Origin of the sequence: Kitasatospora sp. NPDC088346 (assembly GCF_044740765.1) — a bacterium.
Classification (GTDB): domain Bacteria; phylum Actinomycetota; class Actinomycetes; order Streptomycetales; family Streptomycetaceae; genus Kitasatospora.
In genome coordinates, this window is sequence record NZ_JBIURH010000018.1 from 38,898 (window position 1) to 64,266 (window position 25,369).

Annotated in this window: 22 protein-coding genes and 1 pseudogene; 12 read left to right on the forward strand and 11 right to left on the reverse strand. The window is 73.6% G+C overall.

Annotated features, from left to right (window positions below):
* Window positions 1-31 precede the first annotated feature (31 nt).
* Together ACIOFR_RS22850 and ACIOFR_RS22855 are read left to right on the forward strand one after the other, a co-directional pair.
* Window positions 32-1,963: a BTAD domain-containing putative transcriptional regulator gene (locus tag ACIOFR_RS22850; protein ID WP_401000084.1), complete on the forward strand. Its 1,932-nt coding sequence runs from the start codon at window positions 32-34 to the stop codon at window positions 1,961-1,963.
* Window positions 1,960-3,288, forward strand: a complete 1,329-nt coding sequence (locus ACIOFR_RS22855) for a hypothetical protein (RefSeq protein ID WP_401000086.1) — start codon at window positions 1,960-1,962, stop codon at window positions 3,286-3,288. Before ACIOFR_RS22850 ends, ACIOFR_RS22855 begins: the two co-directional genes overlap by 4 nt.
* A gap of 105 nt (window positions 3,289-3,393) precedes the next feature.
* Here the strand turns inward: ACIOFR_RS22855 and ACIOFR_RS22860 are convergent, their stop codons facing one another.
* A complete protein-coding gene (locus ACIOFR_RS22860) occupies window positions 3,394-3,840 on the reverse strand; it encodes a hypothetical protein (RefSeq protein ID WP_401000088.1) in 447 nt (148 codons plus the stop codon).
* Between the two features lie 641 nt (window positions 3,841-4,481).
* Here ACIOFR_RS22860 and ACIOFR_RS22865 point away from each other — a divergent pair.
* Both ACIOFR_RS22865 and ACIOFR_RS22870 read left to right on the forward strand, forming a co-directional pair.
* The gene (locus tag ACIOFR_RS22865) at window positions 4,482-6,536 is read left to right on the forward strand and encodes a phosphocholine-specific phospholipase C (RefSeq protein ID WP_401000090.1); all 2,055 of its coding nucleotides are present in this window, start codon (window positions 4,482-4,484) and stop codon (window positions 6,534-6,536) included.
* 913 nt (window positions 6,537-7,449) lie between these two features.
* On the forward strand, window positions 7,450-11,433 hold the full coding sequence (locus ACIOFR_RS22870) for a Pls/PosA family non-ribosomal peptide synthetase (RefSeq protein WP_401000092.1): 3,984 nt from the start codon (window positions 7,450-7,452) through the stop codon (window positions 11,431-11,433).
* 159 nt (window positions 11,434-11,592) lie between these two features.
* On the opposite strand, the gene ACIOFR_RS22875 is transcribed toward ACIOFR_RS22870, so the two are convergent.
* Complete coding sequence (locus ACIOFR_RS22875) at window positions 11,593-12,207, reverse strand: TetR/AcrR family transcriptional regulator C-terminal domain-containing protein (RefSeq protein WP_401000094.1); 615 nt, start codon at window positions 12,205-12,207, stop codon at window positions 11,593-11,595.
* A 70-nt stretch (window positions 12,208-12,277) separates the two neighbouring features.
* On the opposite strand from ACIOFR_RS22875, the gene ACIOFR_RS22880 reads away from it, so the two are divergent.
* Window positions 12,278-13,750, forward strand: a complete 1,473-nt coding sequence (locus ACIOFR_RS22880) for an FAD-dependent monooxygenase (RefSeq protein ID WP_401000096.1) — start codon at window positions 12,278-12,280, stop codon at window positions 13,748-13,750.
* Window positions 13,751-13,946: 196 nt separating this feature from the next.
* Here ACIOFR_RS22880 and ACIOFR_RS22885 read toward each other — a convergent pair whose 3' ends face one another.
* From ACIOFR_RS22885 to ACIOFR_RS22900, 4 genes and pseudogenes are all read right to left on the reverse strand, one after another.
* Window positions 13,947-14,393, reverse strand: a complete 447-nt coding sequence (locus tag ACIOFR_RS22885; RefSeq protein ID WP_401000098.1) for an Lrp/AsnC family transcriptional regulator — start codon at window positions 14,391-14,393, stop codon at window positions 13,947-13,949.
* 320 nt (window positions 14,394-14,713) lie between these two features.
* A pseudogene (locus tag ACIOFR_RS22890) lies at window positions 14,714-15,247 on the reverse strand (transposase); the annotation flags it as partial.
* A 253-nt stretch (window positions 15,248-15,500) separates the two neighbouring features.
* Window positions 15,501-15,782 (reverse strand): hypothetical protein, encoded by a 282-nt coding sequence (locus ACIOFR_RS22895; RefSeq protein ID WP_401000100.1) that lies wholly within the window; start codon window positions 15,780-15,782, stop codon window positions 15,501-15,503.
* Between the two features lie 114 nt (window positions 15,783-15,896).
* Window positions 15,897-16,211 carry a hypothetical protein gene (locus ACIOFR_RS22900; RefSeq protein ID WP_401000102.1) on the reverse strand — a complete coding sequence of 105 codons (315 nt, stop codon included), beginning with the start codon at window positions 16,209-16,211 and terminating at the stop codon, window positions 15,897-15,899.
* 301 nt (window positions 16,212-16,512) lie between these two features.
* Here ACIOFR_RS22900 and ACIOFR_RS22905 point away from each other — a divergent pair, with 301 nt between their 5' ends.
* The 3 genes from ACIOFR_RS22905 (at window position 16,513) to ACIOFR_RS22915 (ending at window position 17,979) form a co-directional block, all read left to right on the forward strand.
* A complete protein-coding gene (locus ACIOFR_RS22905; RefSeq protein WP_401000274.1) occupies window positions 16,513-17,028 on the forward strand; it encodes a SigE family RNA polymerase sigma factor in 516 nt (171 codons plus the stop codon).
* Between the two features lie 61 nt (window positions 17,029-17,089).
* Complete coding sequence (locus ACIOFR_RS22910; RefSeq protein WP_401000104.1) at window positions 17,090-17,443, forward strand: hypothetical protein; 354 nt, start codon at window positions 17,090-17,092, stop codon at window positions 17,441-17,443.
* Window positions 17,444-17,532: 89 nt separating this feature from the next.
* Window positions 17,533-17,979: a hypothetical protein gene (locus tag ACIOFR_RS22915; protein WP_401000106.1), complete on the forward strand. Its 447-nt coding sequence runs from the start codon at window positions 17,533-17,535 to the stop codon at window positions 17,977-17,979.
* Between the two features lie 668 nt (window positions 17,980-18,647).
* Here the strand turns inward: ACIOFR_RS22915 and ACIOFR_RS22920 are convergent.
* Window positions 18,648-18,860, reverse strand: a complete 213-nt coding sequence (locus tag ACIOFR_RS22920) for a hypothetical protein (RefSeq protein ID WP_401000108.1) — start codon at window positions 18,858-18,860, stop codon at window positions 18,648-18,650.
* Between the two features lie 360 nt (window positions 18,861-19,220).
* Window positions 19,221-19,685, reverse strand: a complete 465-nt coding sequence (soxR, locus tag ACIOFR_RS22925; RefSeq protein ID WP_401000110.1) for a redox-sensitive transcriptional activator SoxR — start codon at window positions 19,683-19,685, stop codon at window positions 19,221-19,223.
* 94 nt (window positions 19,686-19,779) lie between these two features.
* Here soxR and fdxA point away from each other — a divergent pair, with 94 nt between their 5' ends.
* The gene (gene fdxA / locus ACIOFR_RS22930) at window positions 19,780-20,103 is read left to right on the forward strand and encodes a ferredoxin (RefSeq protein ID WP_401000112.1); all 324 of its coding nucleotides are present in this window, start codon (window positions 19,780-19,782) and stop codon (window positions 20,101-20,103) included.
* Window positions 20,104-20,369: 266 nt separating this feature from the next.
* Here the strand turns inward: fdxA and ACIOFR_RS22935 are convergent, their stop codons facing one another.
* Together ACIOFR_RS22935 and ACIOFR_RS22940 are read right to left on the reverse strand one after the other, a co-directional pair.
* Window positions 20,370-20,849 (reverse strand): SRPBCC family protein, encoded by a 480-nt coding sequence (locus ACIOFR_RS22935; protein WP_401000114.1) that lies wholly within the window; start codon window positions 20,847-20,849, stop codon window positions 20,370-20,372.
* 54 nt (window positions 20,850-20,903) lie between these two features.
* Complete coding sequence (locus tag ACIOFR_RS22940; protein ID WP_401000116.1) at window positions 20,904-21,710, reverse strand: thioesterase family protein; 807 nt, start codon at window positions 21,708-21,710, stop codon at window positions 20,904-20,906.
* Window positions 21,711-21,918: 208 nt separating this feature from the next.
* Between ACIOFR_RS22940 and ACIOFR_RS22945 the strand changes: the two genes are divergently transcribed.
* Both ACIOFR_RS22945 and ACIOFR_RS22950 read left to right on the forward strand, forming a co-directional pair.
* Window positions 21,919-22,149, forward strand: a complete 231-nt coding sequence (locus ACIOFR_RS22945; protein WP_401000118.1) for a hypothetical protein — start codon at window positions 21,919-21,921, stop codon at window positions 22,147-22,149.
* A gap of 96 nt (window positions 22,150-22,245) precedes the next feature.
* Window positions 22,246-22,722, forward strand: coding sequence for a contact-dependent growth inhibition system immunity protein (locus tag ACIOFR_RS22950; RefSeq protein ID WP_401000120.1), 477 nt, complete (start codon window positions 22,246-22,248; stop codon window positions 22,720-22,722).
* A 489-nt stretch (window positions 22,723-23,211) separates the two neighbouring features.
* Here the strand turns inward: ACIOFR_RS22950 and ACIOFR_RS22955 are convergent, their stop codons facing one another.
* Entirely contained in the window at window positions 23,212-24,264 is a 1,053-nt protein-coding gene (locus ACIOFR_RS22955) for a hypothetical protein (protein ID WP_401000122.1), read from the reverse strand.
* Between the two features lie 323 nt (window positions 24,265-24,587).
* Here ACIOFR_RS22955 and ACIOFR_RS22960 point away from each other — a divergent pair, with 323 nt between their 5' ends.
* Complete coding sequence (locus ACIOFR_RS22960) at window positions 24,588-25,325, forward strand: VOC family protein (RefSeq protein ID WP_401000124.1); 738 nt, start codon at window positions 24,588-24,590, stop codon at window positions 25,323-25,325.
* Window positions 25,326-25,369: the final 44 nt, after the last annotated feature.

Below are 25,369 nucleotides of genomic sequence, written 5' to 3' on the forward strand. Positions count from 1 at the left end.
GCCTTCGGCGCGTGTACGGGAGGATCGGCGCATGGACGGCGATACGCGGCTTCGCATCACGCTGCTCAGCGGGTTCCAGGCGGCTCGCGGTGACGCCGTCCTGCCCGTCGCGGGGGCGCGGCTGCAGGCTCTGGTCATACGGCTGGCCCTCGCCGGCGGTCGCCCGGTCTCACCGGGCGCGCTGGCCGACGCGATCTGGGCCGAGGAACCGCCGGCCGACCCCGCCCACGCCCTGCAGGCCCTCGTCTCACGGCTACGCCGGGCCCTGGGCTCGGCCGGTTGTGTCGCGCAGGCCACGGGTGGCTACCGGCTGGACGTGGCCGCGTCCGACGTGGACGCCCTGCGGTTCGAGCAGCTCGCCGCCGTCGGCCGGGACCGACTGCGCGCCGGCGACCGTCATGCCGCGGCGGCCGCGCTCGGCGAGGCCGTGGCCCTGTGGGGCGATCACCCGGGCACCGAGCCGACGGCCGTCGCCCCGGTGGTGCCCGCCGCCGCGACCGGGCTGGCCCACACCTCGGTGGAGGCCGTGGTCTCTCTCGCCGACGCCGAGATGTCCCTGGGCCGTGCCGATGCCGCCGCCGCCCGGCTGACCGCGCTCCTCGCCGACCACCCGGTCCACGAGCGCGCGGCCGCACTGCTGCTGGACGCGCTCGCGGCCCAGGGCCGCCGGGCCGAGGCACTGGCCCGGTACGAGCAGGTCCGCGCGACCCTCGCCGCCGAACTAGGCACCGACCCGGGGGCCGCCCTGCGCGACCGCCACGCGCGCCTGCTGCGCGCCGAGCAGCCGGCCCCGGTCGCCGGCCCCGCACGGACCGCGGCCGGCCACCTGCCCGCGCCGCTGACCAGCTTCGTCGGGCGCCGTGCCGAGCTCACCCGGATCGACGCGATGCTCGCCGCGGGCCGTCTGGTCACCGTGCTCGGTCCCGGTGGTGCCGGCAAGACCCGGCTCGCCGTCGAGGCCGCCCGCCGCCGGAGCCAGGCGTACCGCGATGGAGCCTGGATGGTCGACCTCGCCTCGGTCACCGAGCCTGCCAAGGTGGGCGTGGCCCTGCTCGCCGGGACCGGGCTGCGCAGCGGTGCGATCGAAGCCCGGACCCGGCGCGACGGCGACGAAGTGGACGTGCTCGTCAGCCGGATCGGTGGCCGGGAGAGCCTGCTGCTCATGGACAACTGCGAGCACCTGATCGACGCCGTGGCCCACCTGGTCACGACGCTGCTCTCGCGTTGCCCCGGGCTCAGCGTCCTGGCCACCAGCCGCGAGGCCCTCGCGGTCGACGGCGAGGCGCTGGTGCCGCTCGGCCCGCTCACGCTGCCCGGCCCCGGCGACGACGTCGAGCAGGCCCGGCGGGCCGCGGCCGTGCGCCTGTTCGCCGAGCGGGCCGCAGCCGTGCGCCCCGGCTTCGGGGTCGACGAGGCGACGCTGTCCGACATCCGGCAGGTGGTGCGCCGCCTGGACGGGATGCCGCTGGCTCTCGAACTGGCCGCGGCCCGGCTGCGGACGCTGTCGCTGCCCGAGCTGGCCGACGGGCTGTCCGACCGGTTCCGGTTGCTCACCACCGGCAGCCGGACCGCGCTGCCCCGCCATCGGACCCTCGGCGCGGTCATCGCCTGGAGCTGGGACCTGCTCGGCGAGCACGAACGCATCGTCGCCGATCACGTCTCGGTCCTGCCCGGCGGTGTCACGTCGGCCTCGGCCACCGCTGTCTGCGCCGGTACGGCGGTGCCGGCCTCGGACGTCCCCGAACTGCTCGCGGCCCTGGTCGACCGGTCGTTGCTGCAGCTCGCGCCCGAGCCGGGACGCTACCGGATGCTGGAGACACTGCGGGAGTACGGCACACAGCGGCTGGCCGGCACGGGCGACCTCGGCACCGTCCGTGACCTGGCCGCCGGGCACTTCGCCGGTCTGATGGCCCGTTACGACCCCCGCTGCGCGGGCCGGCCCAGTCGGCCGCGGTGCGGGTGATCGCCACCGAGTACGACAACACCCTCGCCGCCCTGCGCCGGCGATGCGACACCGACGACGCCCCCGGCGCCCTCTCGCTCGCCCTGGACCTGACCTGGTACTGGCAGATGCTGGGCCGGACCTCCGACGCGGCCCACTGGCTGGGCAAGGCACTGGCGGTGCCCGGCAGCGGGCCGACGGCCGAGCGCGACTGCGCGCACGCGATCTACCTGCTCAACCGGGGCGACGCCCGGCCGGTCCCGGCGACCGGGGAGACCGCGGACGCCCGGGCCGGCATCCTCGAACTCGCCGACCGGCTGCTCGCACATCCGGAGCTGCCCGGTCCGTACGGTGCACTCGCCGCGCTCCCGCTCGCCTTCCTACAGGCGGAACGGACACAGGGGCGGAGGACCACACCCGCGATCATCGAACGGCTCGCCGACGGCGACGACGTGTGGCTGGCCGGGCTGGCCCGTCTCTTCCGCGCCCAGTTCACCGAGAACGCGGGCGAACTCGACCGGACGCGCACCGATGTGGAGGCGGCCCTCGCCTGCTTCCGGCAGGTCGGCGACTTCTGGGGCCGGTCCGAGACCCTGCCGCTGCGTGCCCGGCTGCGGCAGTACGACGGCGACCTCGACGGTGCACTCGCCGACCTGCGCGAGGCCCGGTCGCTGGCAGCCGAGTTCGGCGCGCTCAGCCTCGCCGACACGGTCTTCGGTGACCTGCGCTGGATCGACCTGCACATACGACGCGGGGATACCGACCTGGTGATCGGGTTGATCGACTCGGCCCGGCAGCGGCTGCTCAACGCGCGAGCCCCGGCGATGCGGTTGCTGGTCGACGCGTGGGAGGCCGGCTTCCTGGTGCGGCTCGGCGAGCTGGACCGGGCACGTGAACTCCTCGACACCGCCGACAGGGATCTCCCCGACGACATCCCCTTCCCCGGGGACCACGCCCGGACGCTCCTCGGCACCGCACGCGCCGCGTTCCGCCTGCGGACGGGCGATCCGACCGGCGCGCAGAAGGCGCTGGTGACGGCCCACGCGGCGGCACTGCGCACCCGGGACCTGCCCGTCCTGGCCCTCGTGGCGGTCCACACGGCCGCCCTCGCCGACGCACTCGGACTGCACCACCACGCCGCGGTCCGGCTCGGCGCGGCCTCTCGCCTGCGCGGCACGCACGACCGCACCGACCCGCAGGTGCACGACCTCACCCAGAGCGCGCGGGCCGCGCTGGGCGCGGACTCCTTCGCCGCGGCGTACGCCGAAGGCTGGGAGCTGGACCACGCGACGGCCGCGGCCGAGGCCCGCCCCGCCCGGCTGTCCCGGGACCGGCGCGCACGCTGATCGAGAGGGCGGTTCGTGCGTTGCCGTCCGATTCGGCAGGGCTGCTGGGCGCCGGGCTGCCGTTTCAACTCGGCGCGGTCCCCTCGATGTTGCTCGGCACAGTGATCAGTTGCGGTGCCGCGACGCACGCCCGGCGCGCTCCTCGGTCAGGGCCACGAAGCGGGCGACGATCGCCAACTCCGCGTCGCTGAACAGGCTGCGGGGTTCCGCCGCAGCCGTGCGGACGGCCTCGGCCTGCAAGCCGGCCCTCTTCAGGCCGACGGCCCCGGGCCCGGGCCCGGGCCCGGGCCCCAGGATCTCGACGTACCCCGCGTCCGCCAGGCGGCGCAGCCCCGCCCGGGTCTCCTCCGCCGGTGTCCTGAGCTCCCGGACGACCCAGTCCACGTCGCCCAGGTCACCGCACACGTCGTGCAGCCACAGGCACCGCAGGTACAGGCCCAGGTCGGCGAGCGAGAGGCGCGGGTCGGTGATCGGGCCGTGCCGGACCATCAGCGCGAAGCCCTCCGGGCCGCCGTCTGCGTCGATCGTGGTGACCAGTCGAACCGAGTCCATGTGATGCTCCCATCCCGAGGAGCCACAGAAGGCCCTCTCACCGCTTTCGGGGCCGGCAGGCGACCGGATTGGGCCTTCACACTTCCTCCGGGTTGCCCTACCGGTATCGGTTCATCGGGCCACCCCCGGTGCGTGGTTGCTCCGGGCCGGCTCGGGTCCGAGGGCTCCACGGCCCGGGGGTCGGCCATGGCTCGCCGGGCGCCGGCCGATCGGTGTGCGACCGTGACGGTGAGCGCGAGGTAGACGTCCTCGGCCCAGACGCCGGCGTAGCGCCTGGTGATGCCGAGGAAGAGGCCGAAGGGGTTGCCGGTGCTGCCGCCGGCGATGGGAAGAGCTGCTGCATCAACCAGACGATCCTCGGCACGGCCCCGGGCAGCGCATTCGACCCGATGTTCATCGAGCCCAAAGGGGCCAAGTCGTCTCCCCACCCCTGCTCCACCACCGGCCACGTCAACGGGGACGGCTTCGGGCCTCGGGACGCCGCGGGGCCGTCCGGGACCTCACGGGCGGTCCGCGGGTCGGGCCCGAGCCTCGAAGGTCATCGGAAGTTCCCCTGACGTACACACGCACGGACAGCTCCATCCAGCAGCATCGATCACGTTCCGACAACCCCGCACACCGGAATGGGAGATCCTTCACCCATGCACGAAGTCAACCGGCGCCGGTTCATCCAACTCGCGGGCGCCACAGCAGCATTCGGCGCTCTCTCCAACAGCATCCAGCGCGCCGCCGCGCTGCCCGCGAACCACCGCACGGGATCGATCGAGGACGTCGAGCACATCGTCGTCCTCATGCAGGAAAACCGGTCCTTCGACCACTACTTCGGCTCCCTCCGCGGCGTTCGCGGTTTCGGCGACCCCCGCCCGATCGTCACCCGGCAGGACGGCAAGCCGGTCTGGTACCAGTCGGACGGCACCAAGGACCTCCTTCCGTTCCACCCGGACGCCGACGACCTCGGCATGGCGTTCCTCCAGGACCTGCCGCACGGTTGGAACGACGGCCACGCGGCCTTCGCGGGCGGCAAGTACGACAGGTGGGTGCCGTCCAAGGGGTCCACCACGATGGCGTACCTGACCCGCGACGACATCCCCTTCCACTACGCGCTCGCCGACGCCTTCACCATCTGCGACGCCTACCACTGCTCGTTCATCGGCTCGACCGACCCGAACCGCTACTACCTGTGGACGGGCTACACGGGCAACGACGGGCAGGGCGGCGGTCCGGTCCTCGGCAACGACGAGGCGGGCTACGCCTGGACCACATACCCCGAGCGCCTGGAGGCGGCCGGGATCTCCTGGAAGGTCTACCAGGACATCGGCGACGGCCTGGACGCGAACGGCTCCTGGGGGTGGATCGGTGACCCGTTCCGTGGCAACTACGGCGACAACTCGCTCCTCTACTTCAAGCAGTACCAGAACGCCCGGCTCGGCGAACCGCTCCACGACCAGGCACGCACCGGCACCGACGCCCGCCGGGGCGAGGGATTCTTCGACCAGCTGAAGGCCGACGTCAAGGGCGGCACGCTCCCCCAGGTCTCGTGGATCGCCGCTCCCGAGGCGTTCACGGAGCACCCCAGCTGGCCCGCCAACTACGGCGCCTGGTACATCGCCCAGGTGCTCGAAGCGCTCACCTCGAACCCGAAGGTGTGGGCGAAGACGGCCCTGTTCATCACGTACGACGAGAACGACGGCTTCTTCGACCACGCGATCCCGCCCTTCCCGCCGGCCTCCACCGCCCAGGGCGCCTCGACCGTGGACGTCGGACCCGACCTGTTCAAGGGCGCCGGCAGCCAGGTGGCCGGCCCGTACGGCCTCGGCCCACGGGTGCCGATGATCGTCGTCTCCCCGTGGAGCAAGGGCGGGTTCGTCTGCTCCGAGACCTTCGACCACACCTCCGTCATCCGGTTCATCGAGCGCCGCTTCGGTGTGCGCGAACCGAACATCTCCCCCTGGCGGCGGGCCATCTGCGGTGACCTGACCACCGCGTTCGACTTCACCCGCACGGACACCCGCCCGGCCGCGCTCCCGGACACGACCGGCTACCGGCCGCCGGACCACACGTCTCACCCCGCCTACGTCCCGACACCGCCCGCCAGTCCCGCCATGCCACGGCAGGAGCGCGGCCACCGGCCCAGCCGCCCGCTCGGGTACCGCCCCCACGTCGACGGTTGCCAGGACCGCGCGGCCGGGACGTTCACCCTCACCTTCGCCTCCGGTGCCACGGCCGGAGCCGCCTTCCTCGTCACCTCGGGCAACCGCGCCGACGGCCCCTGGAGCTACACCACGGAGGCCGGCCGGACCATCTCCGGCACCTGGGACACGGCCCGGTCGAACGGCGTCTACGATCTCTCCGTGCACGGGCCGAACGGCTTCCTGCGGGACTTCCGGGGCCACGCCGGCACGGCCGCGCCGGAGGTCACCGCCCGACACGCCGGCGACGACCTCGAACTCACCGTCACCAACAACGGTTCCCGCACGGCCAGGCTGAAGATCACCAACGGCTACGGCGGCCGGCCCGTCGACCTCCCGGTGCGACCGGGGAGCAGCGTGCGGCACACCATCGACCTCGCGGCCAGCCGCCGCTGGTACGACCTGACCGTCACCTCCGGGAACGACCCGTCATTCCTGCGACGGTTCGCCGGACACGTGGAGAACGGGGCACCCGGGGTCAGCGACCCCGCGATCGCCACGGCGTAGACACCCACCGGGCCGGGCGCCCGCTCCGGGGTCGCCGCGAGGCGGCCCCGGAGCGGGCGCCGCGGGTCGTCCAGCACCTCGACCGGGAGTGCCGTCCGGGTGGGTTCGCGGCCGCCCGGCCCGCCTCGGGCGCCCTCGCGTACGACGCCCCGACGGACTGGGGCAAGGTCGTCGCCACCGCCCCCGGCCATGTCGGGGAGGTCCGCCGCCTCGTCTTCGACCCGCTCGCGCAGACCCAGCAGCGAGCCCTGGACGCCATCGCGCGGGACGCGGAACCAGCCTGACGGATCGTCGTACCGGTAGCCGGCGGCATCGGGCCGGTCCGGGCGATGCCTTGTCGCTCATCGTGCGTGCGCCTCGGGCCGGCGTGTGCCGATCTCGCAACGGATCCTTTGCCGTCCTCCTACCCGCGAACCGGGGTGGGGGCGTTCGTCCGTACGTGGCAGGGGAGTTCAGGTCGTACACCGATCACGCCCTCCGCACCCGCCAACCGCGCGGACCCCTCACCGAGAGCGACCGCACGCACACCGCGGCCGAACCGCACCGGAGGGTCGATTCCGCGGGAGCAAAGCGTGCTCAATTCCGCGAGCGCGTTGACAGAAGGAGCTCACTCTCCCGTGTCCGTCGACGCCGCGACCCCCCTGAGCCCGCTCCGCCCACCACCTCTCACCAGCGCAGACGGCCCCAGGGCCGGGCTCGGCAATCGAGTCGCTCCTCCGCCGGTTCCGACGACACGGATCATGAGAATTCCCTTCGATTGCCCTCCCGTGCGCCCGATGGCTCCCTGTCCGAGTCATGGTGAATGGGCGTCACCCCAGGTGACATCCGCCCGCGCCCGCACGTGCCGATGTGCACGTGGCACCCCTGACCCCAGGAAACCCGCCCCAGGACAGAGCCAAGGAACGACCCCTCTATGGACGTACGCCAGGACACCGCCGGCTCAGACACGCTGCACCGCCCCCACCCGGGCCGGGCGGCCGGCTGGCCGGTGGCCCAGCCCGCCCGGCCGCGCACCCTGCTCGACATCATCGCCGCCACCGCCGACGCCGACCCCCACGCGGCCGCGCTGGACACCGGCACCGCCGTGCTCGACTACCGCACCCTGCTGCACGAGGTCGACACCCTCGCCGGCGTCCTCGCGGGCCACGGCATCGGCACCGGCGACCGGGTCGGCGTGCGCATCCCCTCCGGCACCGCCGACCTGTACGTCGCCATCCTCGCGGTGCTGCGCTGCGGCGCGGCCTACGTGCCCGTCGACGCCGACGACCCCGACGAGCGAGCCGAAATGGTCTTCGGCGACGCCCGGGCCTGCGCCGTCATCGGCGCCGACCGCCGGCTGGTGGCCAGACCGGACGCCCGCCCCGGCGGACACCCGGCCCGGCCCGACCCGACCGACGACGCGTGGATCATCTTCACCTCCGGCACCACCGGACGACCCAAGGGCGTGGCCGTCACCCATCGCAGCGCCGCCGCCTTCGTCGACGCCGAGGCTCGCCTGTTCCTCCGCGACCGCCCCCTGGGGCCCGGCGACCGCGTCCTGGCCGGCCTGTCGGTGGCCTTCGACGCCTCCTGCGAGGAGATGTGGCTGGCCTGGCGCCACGGCGCCTGCCTGGTGCCCGCCCCCCGTTCGCTCGTCAAGGCCGGCACCGACCTCGGCCCCTGGCTGGTCGAACGCCGCATCACCGTCGTCTCCACCGTCCCGACCCTGCTCGCCTTGTGGCCGCAGGAATGCCTGGACGCCGTGCGCCTGATCATCGTCGGCGGCGAGGCGTGCCCCGCCGAACTCGTCGAACGCCTGGCCACGCCCCACCGCGAGTTCTGGAACACCTACGGCCCCACCGAGACCACCGTCGTCGCCACCGCCGCCCGCATGCTGCCCGGCGAGCCGGTGCGCATCGGCACGCCCCTGGACGGCTGGGAGATCGCCGTCGTCGACCGGGCCGGCCATCCCGTCCCCTGGTACCGGACCGGCGAACTGCTGATCAGCGGCATCGGCACCGCCCGCTACCTCGACCCCGCCAAGGACGCCGAGAAGTTCACCGCCCACCCCGCCCTCGCCTCCCCGCGCGTCTACCGCAGCGGCGACCTCGTGCGCAACGACCCCGAAGGCCTGGTCTTCCTCGGCCGCGCCGACGACCAGGTCAAACTCGGCGGCCGGCGCATCGAACTCGGCGAGATCGACGCCGCCCTCCAGGCCCTGCCGGGCATCCGCGCGGCAGCCGCCGCCGTCCGCAGGACCCCCGCGGGCGCCGACCTGCTCGTCGGCTACCTCGTCGCCCGGCCCGGCACCACCCCCGACCTCGCAACCGCCCGCCGGCACCTACTCGAACGCCTGCCCGCCCCGCTCGTACCCGTCCTCGCCCTCGTCGACTCGCTGCCCACCCGCACCTCCGGCAAGGTCGACCGGGGCTCCCTGCCCTGGCCGCTCCCCACCACCGGCACCCAGGACACGGCCACCGCAGGCCCCCTCGACGGCACCGTCGGCCGGGTCGCCGCCCATTGGGAACGCCTGCTCGGCACGGCTCCCGGCGCCGACGACGACTTCTTCGCGCTCGGCGGCTCCAGCCTCACCGCCGCCCGCCTCGCCTCCGAACTGCGCACCCACTACCCGGGCGTCTCCGTCGCCGACCTGTACGCCCACCCCGTCCTCAGCGCGCTCGCCGCCCACCTGGACACCCTCGCTCCCCCACCGGCCCACGACGGCCCCCGCGAACAGGCTCCCACCGCCCAACGCACCGTGCGCCTCACCCCCGCCGGCTCCGGCCTGTGGCAGACCCTCGCCCTGCTCGGCCTGTTCACCCTCGCGGGTCTGCGCTGGGTCCTCGTGCTCACCGCCCTCGACGACCTCACCGGCGCCCACCTGCCCTGGGCCCCGCACTCCCCCTGGCAGCCCGTCGCCGCCGGCCTCCTCCTCTTCTACAGCGCCCCCGGCCGCACCCTCCTCGCAGCCGGCGCCGCCCGCCTGCTCACCCTCGGCGTCCGCCCCGGCAGCCACCCCCGCGGCGGCCACGTCCACCTGCGCCTGTGGGCCGCGGAGCGCACCGTCACCCTCCTCGGCGTCAGCGCCCTCACCGGCACCCCCTGGGCCACCCGCTACGCCCGCGCCCTCGGCTGCCGGGTCGGCCCCGGCGTCCACCTGCACACCCTGCCCCCCGTCACCGGACTCGCCCGCCTGGGCGCCGGCGCCGTCCTCGAATCCGAGGTCGACATCGCCGGCTGGTGGCTGGACGGCGACCTCCTCCACCTCGGCCACACCGCGGTCGGAGAAGGCGCCCGCGTCGCGACCCGCGCCACCCTCCTGCCCGGCGCCCGCATCGGCGCCGGCGCCGACATCGCCCCCGGATCCTGCGTCACCGGCCTCGTGCCCGCCCGGGAACACTGGCACGGCTCCCCGGCCCGGCCCGCCCCCGACACCCTCACCTCCCACTGGCCCGCCCCGGGCACGGCACCGCGCTCGCGAGGCTGGGGCCCGGCCTACGAGATCGGCCTCGCCCTCCTCGGCCTCCTGCCGATCATCGCCGCCCTGCCCGCCCTCGCGATCATCTACCCGATCATCGACACCGACCGCAGCCTCGGTCAGGTCGTCCTCCAGCTCCTGCCCGCCACCGTCCCCCTCGCCGCCCTCACCCTCCTCTGCCACGCCGCCCTCATCGCGCTCGCCGTCCGCCTCCTCTCCCTCCCCCTGCGCCCCGGCCACCACCCCGCCCACGGCAAGGTCGCCTTCTGCGCCTGGGCCGTCCACCGCCTCGCCGACACCGCCCGGCGCACCCTCTTCCCCCTCTACGCCAGCCTCTTCACCCCGCTGTGGCTGCGACTGCTCGGCGCCCAAGTCGGCCGGCGCGTCGAGGCGTCCACCGTCCTGGGACTGCCCGGACTGATGCACGTGGACGACGGCGCGTTCCTCGCCGACGACACCCTCGTCGCCCCCTACGAGATCCGCGGCGGCTGGCTGCACCTCGGCCCCTCCCACGTCGGACGGCGCGCCTTCGTCGGCAACTCCGGCATCGTCGGCCCCGGCCGCCACCTGCCCGCGGGCTCCCTCGTCGGCGTCCTGTCCGACACCCCCGCCCACGCCCCCGAAGGCTCCTCCTGGCTCGGCCGCCCCGCCTTCGCGCTGCCCCGCGTCGCCGTCACCGGCGGCGAGGCCCGCACCTACGACCCGCCCCAGCGCCTGATGTGGGCACGCGCCGGCGTCGAGCTGTGCCGCCTGCTGCCCGTCATCCTGGCCGCCCTGCTGGCCGACCTCGTGCTGCTCGCCCTCCAGGAACTGCGCAACGACTACGGCCTCGCCGCCACCCTGGCCGCCGCAGGTCTCGTCCTCGGCGCCGCCGCCGTCATCGCCCTCGCCGTCACCACCGCCGCCAAGTGGCTGCTCGTCGGGCGCTTCCGCACCGCCGAACACCCACTCTGGTCGCCCTTCGTCTGGCGCAACGAGCTCTACGACACCTTCGTCGAGGAACTCGCCATGCCGTTCGGCGGCTCCAGCATCACCGGCACCCCGTACCTCAACGTCTGGCTCCGCAGCCTCGGCGCGCGCATCGGACGCGGCGTGTGGTGCGAGACCCACTGGCTGCCCGAGAGCGACCTCGTCACCATCGAGGCCGGCGCCAGCGTGAACCGCGGCACCGTCCTGCAGACCCACCTCTTCCACGACCGCGTCATGCGCCTGGGCACCGTCCACCTCGGTCCCGGTTCCACCACCGGCCCGCACTCCGTCGTGCTGCTCAACTCCTCCCTCGGCGCCGGCACCGTCGTCGGACCTGCCTCCCTGGTCATGCGCGGTGAGAGCGTGCCCGGCGCCACCCGCTGGCTCGGCAACCCCGTCTCCGTCTGGAGCGCCGACCCCACCCCGCCCGCCGGCCGCCGCGCCGCCCGGGCACGCCGCGCGGCGGGGTGACGCACGGCGGGGTGGGGCACGACGGCGTGACCCGCGATGGCGTGACAAGCGTATTGTGCGACCGCCATACTGTTCGAGCCCGAACCGGCCCTGAGGGCGCCGTTGGCAGACTTGCCGACAACTCCCCCCGGCAGGCGTACGACACCACCTGACGAAGCGCTACCGGCCGACCGCGCCCCCGGCTCGGGGCAGGCCCGCGATGATCAGGTCGAGGGCGAAGTCGAAGCGTGGGTCGAAGCTGTCGGGTCCGACGTGCGGCAGGACCGCCGCCAGGGCCGGGTAGGTGTCGGCGGGAGCCTGCTCCGGGAGGAGGGACGGCTCGGTCTCCTGGGCGGCCTGCTGTTCCTGGGTGAGGCCCAGGGTCAGGTAGAAGATCGACCAGTGGGTCCACGCGGCCGTACGCGGTGTGTGGCCGGCGGCCAGCAGGGTGGCGATCACGGTGTCGGCGTAGCGGAGCGTGTGCGGCTCGGCGGCGAAGACGCCCGCGACCATCCTGGCCGCGTCGCGGTGGGAGAGCAACGCGGCGCGGCAGCGGCGGCTCAACTCCTTGAGCCGGGCAGGAAAGGCCTCGGGCAGCGGTTCGTCGAGGCAGTGCGCGAGGAGTTCGTCGGAGGCCAGTTCGAGCAGGCGGCTCTTGTTGGATGCGTGCCAGCGGACGGTGTTGTGCTGCACGCCGAGCCGGGCCGCGACGGCGCGCATGGTCAGTCCGTCCAGCCCCTGCTCGTCGAGGACCACCAGGGTGGCGGTGACGATCTCGGCCCGTGTCGTACCCATCCGATGCGCCCTTCGGTCGGCCTTCCCAGCCCAGTTGTCCGATGGACAAGACCTCAAGGAAGTGATTGCCATGCTCGACGTGCTCATCGCCGGGGCCGGCCCGGTCGGACTCTGGCTCGCCGCGGAGTTCCGCCTGCACGGAGTGGACGTGACCGTCGTGGAACGGCGGACGGAGCCCGACGGACGGTCCCGTGCGGTCGGCATGCAGGCCGGCACCCTGGACACCTTCGCCACCCGCGGGCTCGCGGAACGGTTCATCGAACGCGGCACCCCGGTACCGACCGGCCACTTCGGTGCGGCGACCACCCGGCTGGAGTTCTCCGCGGTGGGGGCCGTCCACCCGTTCATGCTGGCGCTCGGACAGTCCGTCACCGAACAGCTCCTGGAGGAGCACGCAGTGGCGGCCGGCGCCCGGGTGCTGCGCGGCGAGGAGGTCGTCTCGCTCACCCAGGGGCCGGACTGCGTGGAGGTGGCCATCCGCGCCGGCGGCACCCACCGGACCGTACGGGCTCGCTGGGTGGTGGGCTGCGACGGCACCCGCAGCGCGGTACGACAGGCCGCCGGCATCGACTTCCCCGGCCAGGACACCACCCTGACCGGTTGGCTCGCGGACGTCGAGCTCGACGACCCGCCGGCCGGCCCGCTCTCCGCCGTCGGTCCGGCCGGGTCGTTCCTGGCGGCGCCGATCGGCGACGGCGTCCACCGGCTCGCGGGTGTCTCCACGGCCACCATGCACCACGGCACCGACAAGCCGCTGACCCTGACGGAGGTACGGGAACAGACGCGCGCGCTGCTGGGACGCGACCTGGGCATCCACAACCCCCGTTGGCTGTCCCGCTACGGCAACGCGACCCGCCAGGCCACGTCGTACCGGTCCGGCCGGGTGCTGGTGGCCGGGGACGCGGCCCACATGTTCTTCCCGGCCGGCGGACAGGGGATGAACGTCGGCATCCAGGACGCCACCAACCTGGGCTGGAAACTGGCCGCCACCCTCCAGGACCGGGCGCCCGCCGGACTGCTCGACAGCTACGACGCGGAGCGCCGGCCCGCCGCCCGCGCCGTCATCGACAACACCCGTGCACAGCTCGCCCTGTTCGCCGCGGCGAGCCCGGAGCAGATCGCACTGCGCGAGGTCCTGTCCGCCGCACTGGCCGAACCGGAGACCAACCGCCGGTGGGCCCACCGGATCGCCGGCTTCGCCGACCCGCTCCCCGCCGACCCCGAAGCCGGCGCCCACCCCCTGAACGGCACCCGGCTGGCCGGCCTCGCACTCGCCACGACCGACGCACCCACCGCCCACCCGTTGATGCACCACGGCCGGCCCCTGCTGCAGGACCTCGGCGGGACACGGACACCGTGCGCAGCCGGTGGCGTCGAACAGCGGTCCGCCACCGTCAACACACCTGCGGCAGAGCCGATCTGGCGTGACGTCACCACCGTCCTGATCCGGCCGGACGCCCGGATCGCCTGGGCCAGCACCGACGCCGACCCGCAGCGCCGTGCCGCGGACTGCGTCCCGGCCCTGCGCACCGTGTGCCGCTGAGCCCGCCGGCTCGGGGGCAGTTCACCCGGACCCTCACCGACCAGCGAGGTCTACGCGGTCCGCCCGCGACGAAATCAAGCATTCAGGGCCGACCTCGCAACCGGCCGCGGCCCCGCCGTCCCGATCGACATGGCATACCCTCGCACGCGCGACCGGTCGGGTCGGAACAGGATGGGCCGGTCGAGGTGAGGGCGGGTCAGGGCCGGTCGGGTCCGCGGTAGGGCAGGGTCTGGCTGTAGACGACACTCGTGGTCGTGCTGCCGAAGCCGGCCAGTTCGTCCATCAGGGTCTCCAGGTGCTCCATGGAGGTCGCGGCCACCTTCAGGGTGTAGCAGTCGTCGCCCGTGGTGCGCAGGCACTCCAGGATCTCCCGGCGTTCGGCGAGCAACCGGCGCAGCGGTTCGTGGCGGTTGCCGGGGTACTTCAGCCGGACGACGGCGAGTACGGGGTAGCCCACCTTGGCCAGGTCCACCTCGGCCCGGTAGCCGGTGATGACACCCAGCGCCTCCAGGTTCCGCACCCGTTCCGTGGTCGCCGACGGGCTCAGGCTCACCCGCCGGCCCAGCTCGCTGAGGGAGATCCTGGCCTCCTGCTGCAGCTGCCTGATGATCGTCCAGTCGAGTTCGTCCAAATTCACGGCCATGTCGGCAACCTACCGGGACAACGACGGGAGAGCACGGGGTCCACCGGGATGCCTCGGTCCCGGATCCAGCAATCGCCGGGATGACCTCGAAAGCAACTCGGCCGAGACGTAACGGGCTTCGGGCCCGGCACCGGTCCCAGTGAGCTGCGCGCCGGGCACGGACGGAGGAGGGCCCGGGCTTCGACCTACCGATGGGGTCGAACCATGGTCCCGCCGTACCGGCTCCATTGCAGTCGGCGCGGTCGGCCCACCGGCCTCGGCCCAGCGACGACGCCCGACCAGGTCCGCCGGGGATCGCGCACAGGCAGTCAGCTTGTGCTTTATGGTCTGGCCCGGTCGCGCTCGATGATGCTCTCGGGGCTTCCGACGGTTTTTCCCACGTCGTAACGGGTGGCGGGGTGTCGGTTCTTCGAGCCGGTCGGTCTTCCGGGGCCGGGCCGGGTGGGATTGGGTGCACGGGCTGGGCAGGGCAAGGTCGAGCGGAGGTTCCTGAACGCTCGGCGGACTCGGGCAGGGGCGGGTCCAGCCGAGCGTCTGCTTGATTATGCGGAGCGTGTGCTCCAGGTCGAATCTCCGGAGGAACGCCTGCCAGCGCAGGTCGACGTCGGCACCTACGCGGCCTCGGTCAGCCAGGCCGGTGGTGGAGGACCGCAGTCGGAGCGGCAGCGGGTCTCCGCCGCCGCTCGGGCGGTCGACCTCCAGTCGGATCAACGTCCTCTCGACGACAGGGATTTCGCAGTCGCGGTCGATCCACGCGGAGCGGGTCGTGAGCCTGGGTGCAGGCGGTCCCAGGCCGTCGCGTGTGCGGTGCCGTAGCGGTCGGTGACCTGCACGGCCGCCGCGTCCGGCTCGCCCCCGGGCCGTCGGTGCACAGCCCCGCGTCGGTGAGCTCGAACAGCGCGTCAGGCCGACCGGTCAGGCAGTCGTAGAAGACCCCCGGAAGCGTGACAGTTCCGCAAGCGGATCGCCCAGCACGCCCTGTTCCACCACGCTCACCGGCACGGCCTTCGCGTCGAGTCCTGTACCTCTTGGAGGTCCAGAATCATGCGGGGCGGATCCGCTGGCCTGGAAATACCCATGTGGTGACCTGCACTCGCCGTCGGACCGCTACTGCGACAGGCAAGGATCCCCGATCGTCGGCTTTCTCCGCTCGCCCTCGGGAGTGAAGGTCAACGATCCGCGGAACGAGCCGCCGCCGAAACGCACTGCGAGGAGCAACGGTTGTGCATGCTCGGGCGGCCACGGTTCGGCCCCCGGTTCGCTGCCGTTCCACAGGTGGAAGACCACCGTCGGCTGCTGCGGATCCTCCGAGAGGTAGCCGAGCGTCTTCCCGTACAGAGGATTGTTCCCTCCGAACAGCACCGAGGGAGGGCCGAACTCCGCCGCCACGTCAGCCCAGGTGCGGTCAACAGCGGCCCACCCCCGGACTCGGCCGGTGAGGGCCTCGTACTCCTCAGCTGTGAGAACCCTATCGGGCTTGAGCCAGCCGCGTCGCTGTGCGAACTACGCGTATACCGAGGCGACTTCGTAGCAGTCAGCCTGTGCGGGGAAGACATCCTGGAAGGCCCCGCTGGGGCCGATGGGGGTCCAGAGCCCCTGCTCTTCCCAACTCTGCTTCAGCTGGTTCCACGCCTCGGGCTGGCGCTCGACGAACAGCAGGTGGTCAATCAGGATCCGAAAAGCCGCCTCGGCCCCGTACAGCCCAGGCCGGCGCAGGGCGAGGTTGAGCTGATCAATGAGGTGATCGTAGATCTCTTCAGCAGCGGCAAGCCGAGTAGGAAGCGTCACGCACACAGTCTTCCGCATGATGATCACCACGATCGCCTGTTCCGCTGACGAAGACGAGAGTGGATAAATCACAAGCAGAGCACCGGATCGTCGTGTCCGTCGGAGATCCGACCGCCTTCGTGGCGCACCTCGACCAGGTGATCGTCGGGGCCGGTGGCGTCCGCCGGTGCATCGAAGGGCAGAAGCGGCCGATCCGGCCGTCACCGCGAGGCCACAGCGGACTCCGCCGCCTCACGCTCAGGCCGGACTTTCCTGTCGGAGCCCGTAACGCGCTGCCGGGCCTCGCGCGTCTACCTCCCGGAAGACGGCACCAGAGGGGACGACACGCGTGATCGGCAGCAGGCACGGGGCGGACAGCCGACGGGAGTTCGAGGAATTCGCCCATACGAGGGGAACCGCGCTGTTTCGCACCGCGCTCCTGTTGTGCGGAGTCTGGCACCTGGCCGAGGACCTCACCCAGAGCGCCCTCGCCCGGATCTACTCCTCCTGGGGTCGGGTGCGGCGGGCCGACAGCCCGGAGGCGTACGCACGGAGCGTCCTGGTCCGTACCTACCTCTCGCACCAGCGTCTGCGGCGCTCGGGAGAACGGCCCGCCATCGGCGAACTGCCCGAGCAGGAGGCCACCACCGAGGACCACAGCCTGCGGATCACCCTGCTCGCGGCCCTGGCTCTGCTCCCGCCCCGCGACCGCGCAGTCCTGGGACTGCGCTACTGGGAGGACCGCAGCGCCGAGGAGACCGCTGCCGAACTCGGCCTGAGCGTCGGCGCGGTACGGGTCCGCAGCCTACGGGCCCTGAACCGGCTACGGGCACAGCTGGGGGAACAGCTGGCCGGCCTCGGTGGGTAGCCGCTCGGCCGGACCCGCCGCCCCATCGTGAAGGACGACCCATCGTGAAGGACGACTCATCGTGACGGACCCAGGAGAGGACGAGGGCATGGACGGATCGGACCGGGACGGACAGGACCTGCGCGAAGCGCTCGGGCGGGCGGTCGGCGGGGCGGCACCGGACCTGGCGGCGCTGACCGCCGGCGCGGCTGCCGAAGGCGGGGCGATCCGCCGACGACGGCGCATCGCGACGGCGGCCGCGGTCGGCGCACTGGCCGCCGGCGGCGTGCTGCTACTGCCGCACGTGCACCCGTCGGTCGCGCCGGCGACGACCGCGGCCGCCCAGCCGACCCGCCCGGCCGCCGGGAGCACCGCGGCCGGGAGCACTGCGGCCGGCACCGTGCCGCTGACCGGGCGGGCAGCCGTCGAAAGCTGATCGCGCTGCTCCCGCCCGGCTCCCCGATCGGCGCGTTCAGCGGGAGCGACGGTTCGCCCGGCCAGAGCCGGCCGGAGGTACGCGGCGAGGTGACGTACGACAACGGCCACGGATCCGCAACCATCGGGGTGACGGTCGGACCCGACTGGACCAGCGATCCGAAACACCCGGCCGGCACCGACGACTTCTACGCCTGCGCCTCCCGCGGCCCGATGACCTCCTGCCAGTCCACCGTGCTGCCCGACGGCAGCCGGCTGCTGGTCTGGGAGGGACGGGTCTTCGCCCAGATCCAACGCGGTGCCGACCTGCTGCGCGCGGACGGCGTCCGCATCACCGCCAGCACCACGAGTCTCATGGACGCGCGGCGGGAGACCGTCCTCACCGAGCAACCGCCCGTCAGTCTGGAGAAGTTGGAAGCCATCGTCCGCGCCCCCACCTGGACCGCCCGGATCGACGAGGGGGAAGCCTCGCGGGCGGCCACCACGATCGCGCCGTACAGGGACCAGCGGGTGGCCTCCGCCGCCCCCACCCCCTGACACGCCCACGGGCGACCCGGCCGACCGCCTCGCCGGCCCGCGCGGCCGAGCCTTTCGCGGGCCCACCCCTCGAATCCCGCTCCCCCCGTGACGGCTCCCTCATGGGGGGTCTCCCGGGCGAGGGCGAGGGCGAGGAGCCCCGGTCCCGGTTCCAGTTTCCGAGGGGGCAGTCGCGCGTCGTCCGGCTCGCCGGCCGGAAATCTGCTTCGTGGCAACGGCCGACGCCGTTCCCGGATGCGCATGCGGCGTGCCGGAACCTGGTCCATGCCGCGAGCCAGGTGCCGACGGACTTCCCGGGCAACCGAACGGGCCGGCGTTCCCGCCACGCCGGCGGCCCGGCGGTACATCGTGGAGCCGTCGTCACCGCCTACCTGCGCGGCGGGTGTGGCGGGGCGGACAGCACGGCGAGCCGCGCGCGGCACCTTGATGCCCTCCCCCGGGCCGGTTCGGGGTCGGGCGAGGTCCTGGTCCAGGGCTCCCCGGAGCAGGGTGAGCGGCCCGGGTGGCCACCCGCGGGAGCCGGTGGTCCGGGCCACCGCCACGCCGGTGGCCGTCGTTGTGACGGCCACCGGCGGCTACCCGTTCAGCCGCTGAACCTCGGCCGGTCCGGCGCCGGGTCCCGTACCGGGACAGCGCTGGCGGCAGCGTCTCGGGTCAGGTGCCCGAGGTCAGTAGCGCAGCTTCCAGCCCTGGGCGAGGTGCGAGACTCCGGTGTTCCGGTCGTCCGCGCCCTTTCCGGACTCGTGCGCGGTGGCGGCGGCGACGCTGCCGAGCACGGCAAGGGCGCCGCAGGCCGCCATGAGCCCGGCGCGCGTCGAGCGCGAGGTGCGGCGGGCCTTCGGGGTGGGCGTGACGGCGGGCAGTTCATTGCGGGGATTCACGATGTCTCCTGTCTTCCAAAGGCTCACCGGGGCTCCGGTGGACCTGATCCAAGGTCAACAGAACATGATCACGGCGACAACCGAACCTTTCGGGCTCGGACCAAACCTGCCGGTCCCCGCTCCCGCAGGATTTCGGTCGCCCGAGCCGGCCGGCGGGCGGGCTCAAGGCTCCGGATCGAAGCAAGCGGCACCGCGGGCGACCCTGCGACGGCGGGCGGGTGGGCGACCCAGGGGCCGGGCGATCCGACCCGGCCCGGTCCCGCGTTGGCGGTCACCGCCGGGGCTACGCCGCGCGTTCGGGTTTCTGTCGGATCCAGCGGTGGGTTCACGCGCGGGTGACGGATACGGCGGTTCCCGGCTTCACAGGCGTCGGGGGCCGGCACCGTCCTCGGCGAGTGCGTCGCCGGGGTTCAGCAGGGCGCAGGCCTTCATCGAGAGGCAGCCGCAGCCGATGCACCCCGTGAGTTCGGCCTCCAGCCGTTCGATGGTCTGCCGGCGTTCCTCCAGGCGGCGCTTCCAGCCGCGCGAGGCGCGCTGCCACTCCTGGTGGCTCGGCGGCCGGTCGAGCGGTACGTCCGCGAACGCCTCGCGGAGGTCCTGCAGCGGGATGCCGATCCGTTTCGCCACCGAGATGAGGGCGACCCGGCGCAGCATGTGCCGGGGGTAGCGGCGCTGGTTGCGCCCGTCGCGTTCGGACGCGATCAGGCCGAGCTCCTCGTAGAACCGCAGGGCGGACACCGCCGCCCCGGTCCGCGCGCTGACGTCGCCGATGGCCAGCCAGTCGTCGGGGGTGGCGCCGGCTCCGCCGGGCTGGTGGGTCGTCATGGGTGACCTCCTGTTGACCTCAAGCTTACTTGAGGCCCTACGGTCGGCTGCGCCAGAGCGGCAATCAGCACCGACCCGAGAGGACGGCCGCCCGATGACGTTTGTGATCGCCCAGCCCTGTGTGGACGTCAAGGACAAGGCATGCCTGGAGGCGTGCCCCGTCGACTGCATCTACCAGGGGCAGCGGATGCTCTACGTCCACCCCGACGAATGCATCGACTGCGGCGCCTGCGAGCCGGTCTGCCCGGTCGAGGCGATCTACTTCGAGGACGACACCCCGCAGCCGTGGCGGCCGTTCAACACCGCGAACGCCGAGTTCTTCACCGACCTCGGCTCCCCCGGCGGCAGCGCGAAACTCGGCCTGATCGAGAAGGACCATCCGATGGTGGCGGCGCTGCCGGTGCAGGAGACCGCCTGACCCACCGGACGCGCCGGGCCTCGTGCGGAGCTGCCGGATCATCCGTGACCGGGCAACCGTGGGCGTTCGGCCTCGCCCCGGCGCCGGTTCGGCGATCCCGCGTTCCTCCGGTCGTCCTTCCCGGGCGGCAGGGACGACCGGACCGGTGAGGGTCCGCGCGTTGCGCGACGAGCACCGCGGTACGGGACGACGGGTCCGGCGGACAACGCCTGCACGGCGCCGGGAGGCCGGCGGCAACACGCGGGCGGCGCGCGCCCGTGGGCGGGTCAGACAGCCGGGGCGGCCGTGGCCAGTCGGGCGAGGGTGGTGCGGATGCCGGCGCGGTTGACCTCGATGCGGCGCGCGGGGCCGGTGCCGGCGAAGACCAGGCCCAGCAGTTCGGCGGCGCGGGCGCCACGGCCGGTGCGCAGGTCCTGCCAGCGCTCGGTGACCCGGGTGCCGGTGCCCACGGGCTCGAAGCGGTATCGCCAGCGCGCGATCGGCAGGCCGAGCACGTCCACGTCGAACGTGAACTCGACGCCCGGTGCGGCCACCGTCACCCGGCCCGTGGTGAACCACACGAACAGGCCCCGCCGGTTGAACCCGAGGAACCGCGTGCCGGGCCGGGCCGCCGGCCCCGACAGCCACACCCGGCGGCACTCCGGACTCCACCGTCCCATCGCCCGCAGGTCCGCCACCAACCCGTAGAGCGTCTCGGGAGCGGCATCGACCAGGACGGACTCCTCGATCTCGAACTGACGTGACATCGGCTTCTTCCTCACGAAGGGACGCCCGGCCTAAGCGTCCGGGCTCGGGTGCCGTCAGCCGCGGGCGGCGACGAACAGGCTCTGCGCGGCGCGGCCGATCGGGCCCCGCTCGTCGTGGAGCCCGGCCTCCGCCGTGCCGATCCCGTCCGGGGCGACGGCGGTCCGGGCATCGATGCAGACCCACTCGCCGACAGGATGGCGGTGCAGGTTCACCGTCAGATCCGGGTTGACGAACAGGTGGGAGGTGAAGTCGAGTTCGTTGCTGACCCCGTTGATGGAGTCCGCCGCCACCAACACCCGCTCCAGCGGGTCGGTCTTCTCCCCGGCCACCAGGGGCACCCGCATCCGCAACCAGCAGGCGGCCGGCCCCCGCTCCAGGAACGACCCGGCCGCGAACCGGAACTCCATGGCGCTGTGGTACCCCTGCTCCCAGGGCACCGCGAAGAACGGCGCCGGCCGGGAACGCCCGACCGGAGCCACCACGGGCTCCCCCGCGACCTCCGGCACCGAGCCGGGCGCGGTGCGGATGCTCAGCGCGGTCGCCCGCATCACCTCGGTGCCGCCGTCCACCGCCAGCGAGACCCCCACCAACTCCACGCTGCGCCCCGCCCGCAGGACCCGGGTGGCCACGGTCAGCGGCCGCAGCGGCACCGGACGCAGGATCTCGAACGTCATCCGGGCCACCCGCAGGTCCTCCCGGGCGCCCGGGCGCAGCAGCACCGCCCGGCCCAGCAGGGCCGCGGGCGGCCCGGCGTGCTGGCTGTCCACGTCCCACGGTCCCCGGGTGTACGCGGTGGGTGCGAACCGCTCCTCCGAGAGCTGTTCGAAGAACGCCTCGGCCCCGCCACCGGTCCCGGTCATCGTCTGTCTCCCGTCAGTCGCCGACCACAGGCTACTCACTGGTAGCCGCCACTGTCCCGGGTTCCGGCCGGTCCGTCGGCCCGCTCAAGCCCGGTCGGCCGGCGCACGATGTGGAGGATCTCGGCGGTCGGCCCGACCTGCTGAGGGACGGGGAAGCGGGCGGTGCACGCGGTGTCGGAGCGCTCCTACCGGCGGCTGGTACCCGCCCATGCCGAGTTGTTCCTTCTTCCGGCCCTCAACCCGGGCGCTGACCCTGTCGACCGGGACAGGCGCGGCAGTCACCGGCGTCGCCAGGATCAAGGACGTCAGCACCCGGATTGTCGCCTCGTCCCGGGCGAGCCTGGTCCGCGAGGACCCCGAAACCCGGCGCCGGCGCATGCACGACCTCGTCCGCGCCTACGCCCACGCCCACGCCCACGCCGCGGCGAACACGCCCTGAAGCAGTTCGAAGCCTTCCGACAGCCGTCTCGCCGTCGGTCACGGGCAAGACGCCCGGCGAGGCCGCGGTCGAGAGCTGTCATGGGACGATCGGCCGGTGGCTCGACTCGTGAACCGTGACAGTTCCCTTGAGGAACTTGAGGACGACCGCTGGTCGGCCGGGCCGGGCGGCGAAACCCGGCTGATGGCGACCGTACGCGAGCTCCGACGCAGGCCGATCGGCGACCTGACGGTCGAGGACATGCGGCTGCTGATCAGGCAGGACGTAGGCCTGGCCCATCTCCTGCCGCGGGCGGTGGAGGTCCTCCGGGTCGACCCACTGGCGGAGGGCGACATGTACGAGGGCGATCTGCTGGCCGCCGTACTCACCAGGTCTGCGGAGGTCTGGGGCGAGTGTCCGGGACTCCGGCGGGAAGTCCGCGTGATCGTCTCGGAGTTGGCCGACGTGCCGCCCGTCCTGAAACGCGATGTCGAGCGGTTCCTCGCTCTGTGGACCGCCGACGGCGGCCGCCGTCCGCGGACGGCCGGGCCGGCTGTGGACGAGGATGGCCCGGCGCGGCCAGCAGGACGGTGAGGGCAACGTCGGGGTCCGGATGGGTGCGGTGCGGCCAGACCCAGGTCGCGGTGCGCCCGTGGGTCACCGAGCCGAGCGCGGAGTGCGGGCACTCGACGGCGAAGACCGCCGCGTCGACCCCACCGAGTCCCCCGCGACCGGCCGGCTGACACGGGCGCAATCGATGGGCTCGACCGCCGGGCGGAGGCCGAGGCGCTGGGTTCGATGCCGGACGTAGGCGCGTGCTGGGCGGCGGGATGCTCGGGTAACGCTTCGGGACGGGGCGGCAACCGGGCACACACGCCGCCGCCACTGCCGTCCGCCCGGCGTACCGGGCCGACCTGCTCTCGGGCGCCCGTCCTGGTCCGGTCGATTCACTCCCGGCGCCGCGGCGAGCAGGCCGTACGGGACCTGCGGGAACTGGCCGCCTGACCAGGCGGGTTGTGATTCCGGGCCCCTCGATCGGGGGAGGCCGTCCAGGAAACCCGCGCTGGTCAGAGCCTTGCCCGGTCATCTGCCGTACACCTGGCGGCAGAGGTCGACCAGGTACTGCGGGAGGCCGTGCCGGCTTCCGACCAAACAGACGTCACCCTGCCCGCCGGAGCCGACGGTCGGGCGCTGCTTCACGGGTGCCTGCGGTCGCGGGCGAGCGGGCCGAGCACCCGATCCGGCGCTCCGGCCGGGTGCGGGCCTGTCGGGTGCGGGCCTGCCGGGTGCGGCGGACCGTACGGCCGGGCCCCTGTCCTGCGACTCGGCCGGCTCGGCCGGCCCGGCCGGCTCCTGGTCGTCGCCGTCCTCCGGTACCGCCTCCTCCACCGCGGAAGGCTGCGTCGGATCCGGCGTCGGATCCGGTGTCGGGGCGGACAGCGGGCGGACGGCGGGTACCGGGGACATCCGGTCCAGCACGGTCAGCACGGGGACGGCAGCGAGCACCGGTGGTGCCCCCGCCTGCGGCCGGGGTCCGGGCCGGTCGGCTGGCGGGACCGCCGTGACGCCCAGCACGACGGCCGCGACCAGGGTGACCACGACGGTGCGGCGACCAGCCAGGGCGGCGACCGCCCTGCCGGTCGCCGCCAGCACGCCCAGGGTGGGGCCCAGGGTGGCGACCGGGACCGCGGCCGGATTCCGAGCACCGGGCGTCGGGGCCCCGGGTCGGGCGGCCGCGGCGGCCAGGGCGTCGCTGGCCCGGGCGTTGGCGGTCGCCGTCCGGTAGGCGGAGGCTCCGGAGCCGGCCCACAGCGCCGCCACCTCCCGGTAGAGCCGGGCGGCGCGCAGGTGGTCGCCGCCGAGGTGCGCCAGGTAGGCCCGGATCTCCCGGACGGCCAGGGCCTCGGGGTGCTCGGGGCCCCGTTCGGCGGCGACGTCCTGGTGGAGCTCCGCCGCGATCCGCTCGGCGTCGGCCAGCTCGCCCAAGCGCACAGCCCAGCGCACGGCCCCGGCGATCCGCCGGGACCGTGGGGACCAGGGTGCCGGCCACTCCTCGCCGGCCGCCAGCAGCGGTGGCGGCGAGACACGGGTATCAGCGACGCCGCCGACGGCGCCGTGCTCCTGCGTACGGTTCATCGTCCTCTCCTTCGCCGGGTCAACCATCGCAGGTGGCAGCGCCTCTGACGGCGTGGCGCGGTCAGGACTCGCACACGTCCTCACCCGGCGTGCCGTCGATTCCTCCGTCCGGCGGCGGGCGGAGATCCAACGGCAGTGCACCGCACGGTGGAAGCTGGCGCGCCCCCGGGCGCACCGGCTCAAACAGGTCACCCGGAACGGGGGACCAACAGGACGCACCGCCACCTCCGTACCACCCGACGCAGGTCGGGATCGGCAGGACGGCACGGCGGCCCGAGGCCGCGGCGAGCCGGTACCAGGACCCGGCTTCTAGGATCTACGGCATGGCAACACGACTTGTGCAGATCAACATGAAGGCCGGGGACGACTCCGCGCTCGGCCGGTTCTGGGCGGAGGCACTCGGTTGGGGTGTCGACAGCGAGGGGCCCGGCGTGACCAACCTCGAACCGATAGGCTTCTCCTACCCCGACCCGGTGGCCGTCTGCATCGACATCATCGCCCGCCCGGAGCCCAAGACGGTGAAGAACCGGGTGCACCTCGATCTGGCCACCACCTCCGTCGCGCATCAGGCGGAGCTGGTCGCGCGGCTGAAGGATCTCGGCGCGACACTCGCCGACGTCGGCCAGGGGGACGTCCCCTGGACGGTCATGGCCGACCCGGAGGGCAACGAGTTCTGTGTCCTGGAGCCCCGCCCGATCTACCGGGACACCGGGCCGATCGCCGCGGTGGTGGTCGACTGCACCGACCCACGGGCGATGGCGCGGTTCTGGAGCGAGGCGACGGACAGGACGCTGCACGACGTCGCGGACGACCACGCGACCATGCGCTCCGCCCAAGGCGTCGGCCCCTACCTGGAGTTCGTCCGCACCCCCGACACCAAGAGCGACTGGAACCGCGTCCACCTCGACGTCGCGCCCTACCCCGGTGACGACCTGGCGGCCGAGGACGCCCGGCTGCGCGCCCTGGGTGCCACCGACCCCGGTATCGACCAGTCCGCCATCACCTGGACCGTTCTGGCCGACCCGGAGGGCAACGAGTTCTGCCTCCTCACCCCGCGCTGACCGGCGTCGCCTCCGGCCCGGCCCGGCCGACCCGACCTGGCGCC

What these genes read in the sequence shown, in the direction of transcription:
- ACIOFR_RS22885 (WP_401000098.1), bottom strand. Translation starts at nt 14,393, where the DNA reads ATGGCCGTGAATTTGGACGAACTCGACTGGACGATCATCAGGCAGCTG.
- fdxA (WP_401000112.1), top strand. Translation starts at nt 19,780, where the DNA reads ATGACGTTTGTGATCGCCCAGCCCTGTGTGGACGTCAAGGACAAGGCA.
- ACIOFR_RS22945 (WP_401000118.1), top strand. Translation starts at nt 21,919, where the DNA reads ATGCCGAGTTGTTCCTTCTTCCGGCCCTCAACCCGGGCGCTGACCCTG.
- ACIOFR_RS22870 (WP_401000092.1), top strand. Translation starts at nt 7,450, where the DNA reads ATGGACGTACGCCAGGACACCGCCGGCTCAGACACGCTGCACCGCCCC.
- soxR (WP_401000110.1), bottom strand. Translation starts at nt 19,685, where the DNA reads ATGACGACCCACCAGCCCGGCGGAGCCGGCGCCACCCCCGACGACTGG.
- ACIOFR_RS22875 (WP_401000094.1), bottom strand. Translation starts at nt 12,207, where the DNA reads ATGGGTACGACACGGGCCGAGATCGTCACCGCCACCCTGGTGGTCCTC.
- ACIOFR_RS22935 (WP_401000114.1), bottom strand. Translation starts at nt 20,849, where the DNA reads ATGTCACGTCAGTTCGAGATCGAGGAGTCCGTCCTGGTCGATGCCGCT.
- ACIOFR_RS22865 (WP_401000090.1), top strand. Translation starts at nt 4,482, where the DNA reads ATGCACGAAGTCAACCGGCGCCGGTTCATCCAACTCGCGGGCGCCACA.
- ACIOFR_RS22850 (WP_401000084.1), top strand. Translation starts at nt 32, where the DNA reads ATGGACGGCGATACGCGGCTTCGCATCACGCTGCTCAGCGGGTTCCAG.
- ACIOFR_RS22960 (WP_401000124.1), top strand. Translation starts at nt 24,588, where the DNA reads ATGGCAACACGACTTGTGCAGATCAACATGAAGGCCGGGGACGACTCC.
- ACIOFR_RS22955 (WP_401000122.1), bottom strand. Translation starts at nt 24,264, where the DNA reads ATGAACCGTACGCAGGAGCACGGCGCCGTCGGCGGCGTCGCTGATACC.
- ACIOFR_RS22860 (WP_401000088.1), bottom strand. Translation starts at nt 3,840, where the DNA reads ATGGACTCGGTTCGACTGGTCACCACGATCGACGCAGACGGCGGCCCG.
- ACIOFR_RS22940 (WP_401000116.1), bottom strand. Translation starts at nt 21,710, where the DNA reads ATGACCGGGACCGGTGGCGGGGCCGAGGCGTTCTTCGAACAGCTCTCG.
- ACIOFR_RS22880 (WP_401000096.1), top strand. Translation starts at nt 12,278, where the DNA reads ATGCTCGACGTGCTCATCGCCGGGGCCGGCCCGGTCGGACTCTGGCTC.